We start from the raw sequence: 10469 nt of genomic DNA, 5'->3' as shown, positions 1-10469 counted from the left end.
TTCCTGTCCAACGTCAAAGGCAACCAGGGCGACCTGCTCACCACGCTTCTGTCCTGCGCCGGCATCCCGCTGGATCGCCCGATCGGCATCGCGACCAAACAGATCACCGAAATCAAGGGCTGAGAGGAATAAGAACCGCGGATAGCCCGGATTACGCAGATTTTCAGAAGCTTGTGGCTGGAGGCCCGCTCACCCAGTGGGTGAAACCACATGGATCGGCGATCTATTAATTCTTAATTATCCGTGAGCCACATCGATGGCGGCTCAATGATCTTCAGGCTGCCGATCGCCAGGCTGTTCACCTGTTGGGTCTTTCGCTCCACCCAAGCGCGGGCAAGTCTCTCTTCGATCATTGTTGCGTGATAACGGTCCTGGCAGGAGGCGTCGCGAGCATGGCGACGTTCATTCTGAATTCCACGCCACGGCTTTCGTCTCTACTCCATGTCTGGGTCGCTTCGCGCCTCATATCCTTTCGATTATCAAATGAACTCCCCGCTCTTCCGGACTCTCCTTCGACTGACCGTTCTTTGCTGTTTCTCCACCATTTTTTCACCCGGCCATGCCCGTGCGGGAGGTCGCGCCGAGCATGTGGTGGTGGTGGTGTTCGACGGCATGCGCCCCGACTTCATCACGCCTCAATACGCGCCCAACCTCTGGTCATTGGCAACAAACGGTGTGTTCTTCCGGAGGAACCATCCGGTGTTCATCAGCACGACCATTGTAAACGGCACCGCGCTGGCCACAGGCACCCACCCCGGCCACAGCGGCATCCTGGCCAACAGTGACTACCGCGAGGAGCTGAACACGCAGTCCGCAGTCGCTTCCGAAGTGCTCGACACCATCCGTCGGGGCGACATGGCTGAAAACGGAAGATATGTGGATGCCGACACCCTTGCAGAGGTCATCCAGGCTGCCGGGCACCACACGTTCATCGCAGGAACCAAGAGCGTGGCGCTGTTGCACGACCGGAAACCAAGGCGGACTGATACCGCCGCCCACAGCAATTCAGTCACGCTGGGCCGTGGACTTGTGCTGCCGCGTGTGACGGGAGACCCGCTTAAAAAGGTGAACGATGACAAATCGTTCCCGGACAACTTCACGACGCCGAACATCGCGAGTGATTCCTGGACAACGCGCGCCCTGACCCGAGGGCTGTGGAAACGGGGCATTCCGAAATACTCGCTGCTCTGGCTGAGCGATCCCGACGTCACCCAGCACGCAAAAGGCGTGGGAGCGCCGGACTCCCTTGCCGCCATCGAGGCCAGCGACAAGAACCTCGGGGAAGTGCTGCATGCCTTGCGCGAGCGGGGCGCGCTCGAGAAAACCGACATATTTGTGGTGTCCGACCACGGCTTTTCCACCATCTCCCGCGGGGCGGATGTGGCCGCCGTGCTGCGCAAGTTCCAGTTCAATGCCCACACAAAGATCGAGAACCCGGAGCCGGGCGATGTCCTTGTGGTTCCCTTGGGCGGCGCCGCCCTCATTTACGTCACCGACCGGCGCGAGGATACCGTTCGCGGAGTCGCGCGGGCTCTGCAGACCTGCGACTTCGCCGGCGTGATCTTCTCGCGGCTGGAGATCGAGGGAACCTTTCCGATGTCGACCGTGCGCTATCCCATGGAGGGGCATGGGCCGGACCTCGTGCTTTCGATGCGCTGGTCGGCGGATGCCAGCGAGCATGAGGCCCCGGGGATGCTCGTGGCAACCGGTGGAAGCCGGAACGGCGGGGCACACGGATCCCTGAGCCGCTATGAAATGAACAACACCCTCGTCGCCTCCGGCCCCGATTTGAAACGCGGCCTGCTCAGCGACGTTCCCAGCGGCAACATCGATCTCGCTCCCACCATCCTGCATCTGCTTGGCATCGAACCCCCGTCGAGCATGGACGGACGCGTATTGCACGAAGCCCTCACACAGGGGCCGAGCGAACGTCCGAAGATCAACCAGCGCACGCTGGAAACCAGGCGGCGCATCGGCGTGCTCGAGTGGTCGCAGTACATCACCATCACCGAAGTGGCCGGGGCCACCTACTTCACCGAGGGAAACGGGAAGGTGCAGCTCGCCACCCCATAGCCGGAACGATTCAGTAGGACAGTGGACAGTTGCGCAGCAGACTCTTGAGAAGTGCGAGGCGTGAGGAGCGCGCGTATTGAATCGTTCCGGCTCAGCCTGACAGTCATGGCCTCCTCTGGATGCCACATGCAGAGCCGGAGGCTCCCAAAACCGGGCAAGCAGAGGTCCACGCTGCATTCACGCACTGACCTTCCCAAACCCACGCGTGCCAGCAAAGGGAGGGAGTGCAATCCTTGGTCAATCCACAGCAAGATGTGGTTAGTGGGCTTTGCGTTTCTTGTTATTCTTGGCTCATGGGATTGAAATCGCAGTGTCCTGCGGCTTTGACTGCCAGACGCCATCATAAGAGTTGGCACCTGCTGGCATCGAGGGTGAGACAAAGTGCGCGTCTGACTCAACGGATTGAAATGGCATGATCGCCGGCGACGCCGAGACATGGGTGAGCAGGATCACGAGACGGGGTCTGTGTGGTTTCTGGTTGTTCATCACCACCCTGCAGGCGATCGGAGGCGAGCCGGTCGGGCCGCAGCCCCGCGCCGCGGCTGTTTCCACGAACACCGCGGTTCACGCCGTCGTCATCAAACAGCCCGCCGGCCCGCCCAAGGTCGCGACCGGGCTGACGAACTACCACGGCCAGCCGGTCATGGCCTCGTGCAGTTCGTGTCATGCCACGACCCAACCGAACATGGATACGCGCACGACGGCGGATCTCGATCAGTTTCATCAGGGTTTGAAATATGTTCATGGCAATCTCACCTGTCTGAGTTGTCATAACGCGAAGAACTACGACACGCTGCGAATGGCGGACTCGCGTCCCGTGGCTTTCACCGACGTGATGACGCTTTGCTCGCAATGCCACGGCCCGCAGAAGCGCGACTACGACCTGGGCCTGCACGGCGGCATGAACGGCCACTGGGACTTGACCAAGGGCGGCCGCACACGCAACACCTGCATCAACTGCCATGACCCGCATGCGCCGGCGTTTCCGCTGGTCATGCCTGTCTTTCCACCGCGGGATCGCATCTCGGTTCCCGCAAAACCCAAACCCGGCACCAACGCCGCCGCTCCGGCGAAACACTGAACCGCCTCGAATCATGGAATCGACCGCTGAACCCGGGGAGTCACCCGGAATGTCCCGCCGCACGGTGCTCAAGGGGGTGGGCGCGATGCTCGGCGCCGCCGCCTTCGCCAAGGCCATTGCTCCGTTGACCGAGTGGGCGCCGCACATCTCCGCCGAGGAATTCCTGCAAAGGCACTACAAGGAGCTGACGCCCATCGACCTCGAGATCATCCTGAACCGGCTGCAGAAGGAAACGAAGGAGCAGTACGGCGCGGACGTGACCATCAGGGATTACAAGCCGCAGGAGGGCGTGAAGTTCGGCTACGCGCTCAATCTCAGCGTCTGCAACGGCTGCCGCAAATGCGCCGAGGCCTGCCACATCGAGAACAACCACGACCGGCCGTCGCACCAGTCCTACATCCGCGTCTTCGAGATGAGCAAAGGCTCCATGGACATGGAGAAGGGCAACGTCCACTACGATCATCCCGTGCCGCAGCCGGACAAGTTCTACATGCCGGTGCAATGCCAGCAATGCGAACACCCGCCGTGCGTCGATGTCTGCCCGGTCGAGGCCACATGGAAGGAGCCCGACGGCATCGTGGTCGTGGATTACAACTGGTGCATCGGCTGCCGCTATTGCGAGGCCGCCTGCCCCTATCACGCTCGGCGCTTCAACTGGACGAAGCCCGTCATCCCGGCCGGCGAAATCAACCCCAACCAGTCCTACTTGAGCAACCGCATCCGTCCGCAGGGCGTGATGGAGAAATGCACCTATTGCCTGCACCGCACCCGCAACGGTCGCCTGCCGGCCTGCCTCGAGGCCTGTCCGACCGGCGCGAGGGTGTTTGGCAACCTGCTGGATCCAAAATCCGAGGTCCGCCAGGTGCTCGCGCACAAGCGGGTCTTCATACTGAAGGAGGAACTAGGTCTCAAACCCCAGTTCTTCTACTTCTTCGACGTCTAGCCACGATGCACCTCTCCACCCCCGACACCACGTCCGTGCAAAAGCCGGTCCCCCACTGGCGCCACTACCCGCGCTTCCTCTGGAATGCGCTCCTCGACTCGGTCGAGGGCAACTGGGTCTTCTACGTGTGGATGACGCTCCTTACCGCGATCTTCCTCGTCGGCGCCAACGCCTGGGCCGTGCAGGTGCGCGATGGGATGCATCTGACGAACATGAGCGACCACGTCTCATGGGCGCTCTACATCGCGAACTTCACCTTCCTCGTCGGCCTGGCAGCGGGCGGCGTGATGATGGTCATTCCCTCCTACATCTATCATAACGAGGAGATGCACGACCTCGTCATCATCGGCGAACTGCTCGCCATCGCCGCCATCATCATGGCGCTCATGTTCGTCGTCTGCGACCTCGGCCGGCCGGACCGCTTCTGGCATCTCATTCCCGGCCTGGGCCGGTTCAACTTTCCGGTGTCGATGCTGACGTGGGACGTGATCGTTCTGAACGGGTACCTGCTGATCAACCTGCACATCTGCGGCTACCTGCTCTACATGCGGTTCCTCGGGCGACGGCCGAATCCGAAGTGGTATGTGCCCTTCGTCTTCCTCTCGATCATCTGGGCCATCTCGATTCACACCGTCACGGCATTCCTTTACTGCGGGCTGGGAAGCCGGCCGTTCTGGAACACCGCGCTGCTGGCGCCGCGCTTTCTCGCCTCCGCCTTCGTCTCGGGACCCGCGTTCATCATCATCGCCATCCAGGTCATCCGTCGCGCCATCGGCCAAAAATTCGGCGACGGCCCCATCCGCACGCTCGTGAACATCATGCGCGTGACCATCCTCATCAACCTGCTCATGGTCGCGTCGGAGGTGTTTGTCGAGTTCTACACCGGCGGCACCCACACCTCAGCGGCGCATTACCTCTACTTCGGCCTGCACGGCCACGACGCCCTGGTGACGTGGATCTGGTCCTCGGTGGCGATGACCGTGACCGCCGCAATCCTGCTGCTGAACCCGAATGTCTTCAGCCGTCCGTGGATGATGAACCTTGCCTGCGGACTGGCGTTCATCGGCATCTGGATCGAGAAAGGCATGGGCATGGTCATCCCGGGCTTCGTGCCCTCGGTGCTGCATGAAGTCGTGGAATACTCCCCCAGCCTGCTCGAATGGAAAATCATGGCCGGCATCTGGACTCTGGGCCTGATGATCTACACCCTGGCCATCAAGATCGCCATCAACGTCTTCCGGCGCTCGCCGCTCGCCGCAAAGGCGAACGACAGCCGCGGCGCGCCTCAACCCCTCGCCTCCTGACATGATCACCAGCGGACTCGTCATCACGCTCAGCTCAGACCCGGCCTTGGCTGATCAGGCCGTGGCGGAGATGCGCACGCGCCCCGAACTCACCGCCGGCGAACGCCATGTCCGCTGGCTGCCGCTGGCCATGGAGGCACGCGACGACGCGCACAGTCGCGAGTTGCATGATTGGCTCCGCACCTTGCCGGGCGTGGAGTTCGTGGACGTGGTGTCCGTGAACTTCAATGACGAGGATCCTTCTCCCGCGCATCCAAACCCACCGCAGATGGAAATAGTCACCGGAGGTCTTCCCGAATCTGCGGGAAAGGTTCCCGCCCTTCCCGTCTCAGCCCCCAACCATTGACCTATGCAACGACGCGAATTCCTCAAACTCTCCGCGCTCGCCACCGCCAGTGCCGTGGCGGCCTCGCGCGCCGGGGCCGCGACGCCCAACGTTTCCGCCGCCGCCGCGGGCGCCGATGGCATCCAGTGGGACAAGGCGCCGTGTCGCTTCTGCGGCACCGGATGCCATGTCCAGGTCGGCGTGAAGGAAGGCAAAGTCGTGGCCATTCAGGGCGATCAACTCGCTGAGGTGAACAAGGGTCTGCTCTGCGTGAAGGGTTATCACGTCGGCCTCGCGCTCTACGGCAAGGACCGGCTCACCCAGCCGCTCCTGCGCAAGAACGGCAAGCTTGAACCGATCTCGTGGGACGAAGCCATCGAGACCATCGCCCGGCGAATCATAGCCTCGCCGGCGAGGTTCGCCCTCTACGGGAGCGGGCAATGGACCATTGGCGAGGGCTGTGCAGGGAACAAATTCATGAAGGCCGGCCTGGGCAGCAACATGATCGACGGCAATCCCCGCCTCTGCATGTCCAGCGCCGTCACGGGCTACCTCTCGACTTACGGCGTGGATGAGCCGGCCGGCTGTTACGACGACCTCGACAGGTGCGACGTGCTCATCATGTGGGGCAACAACATGGCGGAGATGCATCCGGTGCTCTTCAGCCGCGTCATCGACCGCCGGTCCCGCGGCGAGAAGGTGACGCTCATCGATCTCGGCACGCGCCGCACGCGCACCACGGAGTTCTCGGATCACTACCTGGAGTTCAAGCCGCAGAGCGATCTTGCGATTCTCAACGGGGTCGCGCACTTGCTGCTCAAGAACGGCACCTACGATGCAAAGTTCGTCGAACGCTTCTGCAACTTCCGCCAGGCGCCGGAGAATCCGACCGCCACGCCTGCGGCACCTTTGAACGGCGATGCGATGACGTTCGAGGAATACAAGGCCGCGCTTGAACCGTACACCCCCGAGCACGTGGAAAGGATTTCCGGCGTGCCGGCGGCGAAGATCCGGATGCTCGGTGATCTGTTCGCGCGAAAGGATATTCGGATCACCAGCACCTGGTGCATGGGCTTCAACCAGCACACCCGCGGCACGGACGTCAACCGTCTCTGCCATGCGGTGCATCTCCTGAGCGGGCACTTCGGAAGGCCCGGCGACGCGCCCACATCGCTCACAGGCCAGCCCAGCGCCTGCGGGACCGTGCGTGAATGCGGCACCCTCTGCCATCTCCTGCCCGGCGGACGCCTCGTCGCCAACGCCGAGCATCGCGCCGACTCCGAAAAGCTCTGGAACGTGCCGGCCGGCCGCATCAGCGCCAAGCCGGGTCATCACACGGTGCTGATGTTTGAGAAATTCTGCACGCCCACCGACCAGGGTGGCGACGTGACCACGCTCTGGTCGCAGGTGACCAACCCGGGACAGTCGTTGCCCAACCTGCACAAGCTGTTCAAGGCGAAGAAGAATCTCGCGGACAAGTTCCTCATCGTCTCCGACGTGTATCCGACCGCCACGACCGAATTGGCGGATCTCGTCCTGCCGTCGGCCATGTGGGTTGAGAAGAACGGCATGTACGGGAACTCGGAACGCCGCACCCAGCAATGGTTCAAGATGGTGAATCCGCCTGGGGAAGCGCGCGATGATTGCTGGCAGACGATTGCCGTCGCGCGGAAGCTCTTCGAGCTGGGCCATTCCGGCATGAAGGACAAGGACGGCAAATTCATTTTCACTTTCAAGAACGGCGCCGGCGCCGAAGTGCCGGTCTGGGACTGGAAGCACTACTACGACGTGAACGTGGACAAGGCGCTATTCGAGGAATACCGCCCGTTCACCCGCTACAAGCACAAGGACCTTGCGCCCTACGAGGAATACGTGAAGGCGCGCGGCCTGCGCTGGCCTGTGGTGCAGCAGCCCAACGGCGCTTGGCGCGAGACGAAGTTCCGCTTCTCCGAGTTCGACGACACCTACGTGAAGAAGGGCGCAGAGATTGAGTTCTATCATTCAGTCACAAAGGACAACAAGGCCCTCATCTGGTTCGCGCCCTATGTGAAGGCCGCCGAGGAGCCGGATGCCGAGTATCCCTTCTGGCTCTGCACCGGCCGCGTGCTGGAGCACTGGCACACGGGCACCATGACCATGCGCATCCCGCAGCTGCACGGCGCGATGCCGCACGCCTACGTTGAGATGCATCCCGATGACGCCGCCGAGCGCAGCATCGCCAACGGTGAGACCATCGCCGTGAAAACGCGCCGAGGTGAATTGAAGCTGCCGGTCTGGATCAACGGCCGGGCCCGGGTGCCGCGGGGGTCGCTCTTCATCCCGTTTTTCGATCAACGCCTGCTGTGCAATGACATCACCCTGGGCGAGGTCGATCCCATCTCGAAGGAACCGGATTACAAGAAGTGCGCGGCGACGGTCGGCAAAGTGGACGCCGGCCGGACCGCGCGCGCGCAGCCAGTGGAGACCCGCCTGTGAATCCGTCCAGCCCTCAGTTCCGGCAGAAGGCCGGATGGCTCATCGGCGCCATCCTGCTCACCGTCTCGGTGAGCGGCTACTTCATGGGGCTGAGGCAGACCGGGTCGCAGATCAGCATGACCCGTCCCGTGTCGCTCGCGACGCCGGATCCGCAACGACGCGCAGCTCTTGAAACGAGTTCGGTGCCGGTCGCTGTGGCTTACGCGAAACAGGACTGGCTGGAGGAAGGGCCCAACGCCGCGTGGCGCAACCATCTCGCCCAGCTCGTCCAGCCGGCCATCGATCCGTCCACGCTCACGAACGTCACCGAGGCCGGACGCGCGCAGGCCCTGGCCGAACGCGCCAGCCGGCGGGCTTTCGACGGCGCCCCGCCGGTGGTGCCGCATCCGATCGCCCAGGATTCCTCGGCGGCGTGCCTCGCGTGTCACGGTCCGGGATTGGCGATCAAGGACAAGGTCGCTTCACGAATGAGCCACGCGCTCTACGCCAACTGCACCCAGTGTCATGTGCCGGCCGCAGCCAGCGTTCTGCTGTCCGCGACGGAAGCCCCACTTCTGGCCGCCCTGGCGGACAACCAGTTCGCGGGCGCGCATCCGTCTCTGAAGGGCTCGCGCGCCTGGCCGGGGGCTCCTCCGACGATTCCGCACAGAACGCTCATGCGCAGCGACTGTCTGAGTTGCCACGGACCGCGCGGACTTTTTGGCCTGCGCACGCCGCATCCCGAGCGGCAATCGTGCGTGCAATGCCATGTTTCGGACGCGGGCCTCGATCAACGCGTCTTCTCCTCCGCCGCCAAATGAGTTCAGGCATGTCCAGACGCGGGTTGTTTTCGCTCCTCGGGCGCTCGCTGCAGGCCCCAGCCCAACCCGCCAGCGAGGTGCTTTCCACCGCCATCCAGAGGCCGGCTTCACCCCCACCAGGCGCGGCCCCGCAGGACCACGTCGCCGTCATCCAGGGCCGCTTCCGCCTCGCCTACACTTCATTTTGCACCGTTTGCTCCGAGCGCTGCCCGGTGGCGGGAGCGATGAAGTTGGACAAGGGAATCCCGATGGTCATGGCCGACCTCTGCAACGGCTGCGGCGTCTGCCACGACGTCTGCCCCGCGCCGACCAACGCGGTGCTCGTGCTCCCACGCCGACGTTCGCCCCGCCCCGCTCCGCCTCCTTCCCCCGTCCCATGAATTCGGAAACCCCCATCCCTCCACCGCCTGAGGAAGCGCCGCTCAAGCTACCCGACCTCAACATGACTCTGCTGGACTCCGCGCAGGTCGAGCAACTCTTCCGCGACATCGAAGCCTGCACGCAGATCACGGAGATCATTCCCAAGTTTGCCGCGCAGGGTCACGTCGCCGACACCGCGAGCGTCACGCTCGCCCAGGCCCGCGACCTTCTCGCCGCGCGCGCCGTGCGTGGACTCCAGATCCGCTACCGTTACGAGGGCGCCGACTGGTGGGACACGCTGATGCTAGTGGGCGACCAGTTCCGCCTCGTCCGCATCCGACATGATTTCCACTGAGCAACGGAAGTTTATGGTGAAGGCCGTCCGTTAGTTCGTGTGGATGACTGAACGTGCCTAAAGGGGTCAGTCCCACAGATTGACACATTTGCCTCGTTTGAGCAGGGTTCGGCGCATGGCACGCAAGTTACGCATTGAGTATCCCGGTCCGATTTACCATCCACCTTCGCTCCGAGCTGCGGCGGGACAGGCGTGATGAATCGTGGCGACCGGCGGGAAGCCATCTTCCACGATGACCGGGATTGGGAGTTGTTTGTCGCCACGCTGGCCGAGGCGCCACGCTTCGCTTGATTGCGGATTTCAAATTGCAGATTGCAGATTGCCTCCCAATATTGCTGACACGGCACGGTTCAACCGCCTGCCTGTGCGTGGCGCACGCAGACAGGGCGGCACTTGGGAAGTGCGAATGACGAATGTCGAATGTCGGATGTCGAAGACGGACGCAGTGGCTGGTGCGCGCAGGGCTTGCCAAGCTGGGATGGACGAAGGCGGAACTGGCCGCGCGGAAGAACGGTGACAAGTCGAAGTTGAAGCTGGCCGTGAAGTTGCGGGAGGAGACGACGACCTGCCTGCCGGCAGGCATGTGACGTTGAAGTGGATTGCCGCCCGGTTGCAGATGGGGACGTGAGCGAGTTTGTCGAATCTGCTGTCGGCGCGGCGGCGGGGACAAGGATAATGTCAATATGTGGGACTGACCCCGTTTCGCGTCCCCATCTGCAACCGGGGCGAGATACCAAAGCGGGTCCGAGGCAT

The 10469-nt window shown here is 62.9% G+C and carries 8 protein-coding genes and 1 pseudogene; all 9 read left to right on the top strand.

The annotated features are described in order from the left end of the window. The first annotated feature begins 441 nt into the window (after positions 1 to 441). The 9 genes and pseudogenes from FJ398_21560 (at position 442) to FJ398_21520 (ending at position 9716) form a co-directional block, all read left to right on the top strand. Complete coding sequence (locus FJ398_21560) at positions 442 to 2073, top strand: alkaline phosphatase family protein (GenBank protein ID MBM3840500.1); 1632 nt, start codon at positions 442 to 444, stop codon at positions 2071 to 2073. A 412-nt stretch (positions 2074 to 2485) separates the two neighbouring features. Continuing rightward, entirely contained in the window at positions 2486 to 3154 is a 669-nt protein-coding gene (locus FJ398_21555) for a hypothetical protein (GenBank protein ID MBM3840499.1), read from the top strand. 13 nt (positions 3155 to 3167) lie between these two features. Further along, positions 3168 to 4097 carry a 4Fe-4S dicluster domain-containing protein gene (locus FJ398_21550; protein MBM3840498.1) on the top strand — a complete coding sequence of 310 codons (930 nt, stop codon included), beginning with the start codon at positions 3168 to 3170 and terminating at the stop codon, positions 4095 to 4097. 5 nt (positions 4098 to 4102) lie between these two features. Then, positions 4103 to 5401: a polysulfide reductase gene (locus FJ398_21545; protein ID MBM3840497.1), complete on the top strand. Its 1299-nt coding sequence runs from the start codon at positions 4103 to 4105 to the stop codon at positions 5399 to 5401. A gap of 1 nt (position 5402) precedes the next feature. Then, positions 5403 to 5747, top strand: a complete 345-nt coding sequence (locus tag FJ398_21540; GenBank protein ID MBM3840496.1) for a hypothetical protein — start codon at positions 5403 to 5405, stop codon at positions 5745 to 5747. Between the two features lie 3 nt (positions 5748 to 5750). Then, positions 5751 to 8201, top strand: coding sequence for a nitrate reductase (locus FJ398_21535; protein ID MBM3840495.1), 2451 nt, complete (start codon positions 5751 to 5753; stop codon positions 8199 to 8201). Beyond that, positions 8198 to 9001, top strand: coding sequence for a hypothetical protein (locus tag FJ398_21530; protein MBM3840494.1), 804 nt, complete (start codon positions 8198 to 8200; stop codon positions 8999 to 9001). The genes FJ398_21535 and FJ398_21530 overlap by 4 nt, the downstream gene beginning before the upstream one ends. 221 nt (positions 9002 to 9222) lie before the next feature. Next, positions 9223 to 9306, top strand: a pseudogene (locus FJ398_21525) (4Fe-4S dicluster domain-containing protein). Between the two features lie 71 nt (positions 9307 to 9377). Continuing rightward, positions 9378 to 9716, top strand: a complete 339-nt coding sequence (locus FJ398_21520) for a hypothetical protein (GenBank protein ID MBM3840493.1) — start codon at positions 9378 to 9380, stop codon at positions 9714 to 9716. The last annotated feature ends 753 nt before the right edge of the window (positions 9717 to 10469 follow it).

Source organism: Verrucomicrobiota bacterium, from assembly GCA_016871535.1.
Lineage (GTDB): Bacteria > Verrucomicrobiota > Verrucomicrobiia > Limisphaerales > SIBE01 > VHCZ01.
The sequence above is the reverse complement of the archived record's forward strand: the minus strand, read 5'-3'. Positions and strand labels throughout refer to the sequence as shown.

Bases quoted from the DNA above. Each gene is read 5' to 3' on its own strand.
- FJ398_21555 (MBM3840499.1), top strand. From the start codon at position 2,486: ATGATCGCCGGCGACGCCGAGACATGGGTGAGCAGGATCACGAGACGG.
- FJ398_21560 (MBM3840500.1), top strand. From the start codon at position 442: ATGTCTGGGTCGCTTCGCGCCTCATATCCTTTCGATTATCAAATGAAC.
- FJ398_21535 (MBM3840495.1), top strand. From the start codon at position 5,751: ATGCAACGACGCGAATTCCTCAAACTCTCCGCGCTCGCCACCGCCAGT.
- FJ398_21545 (MBM3840497.1), top strand. From the start codon at position 4,103: ATGCACCTCTCCACCCCCGACACCACGTCCGTGCAAAAGCCGGTCCCC.
- FJ398_21540 (MBM3840496.1), top strand. From the start codon at position 5,403: ATGATCACCAGCGGACTCGTCATCACGCTCAGCTCAGACCCGGCCTTG.
- FJ398_21550 (MBM3840498.1), top strand. From the start codon at position 3,168: ATGGAATCGACCGCTGAACCCGGGGAGTCACCCGGAATGTCCCGCCGC.
- FJ398_21520 (MBM3840493.1), top strand. From the start codon at position 9,378: ATGAATTCGGAAACCCCCATCCCTCCACCGCCTGAGGAAGCGCCGCTC.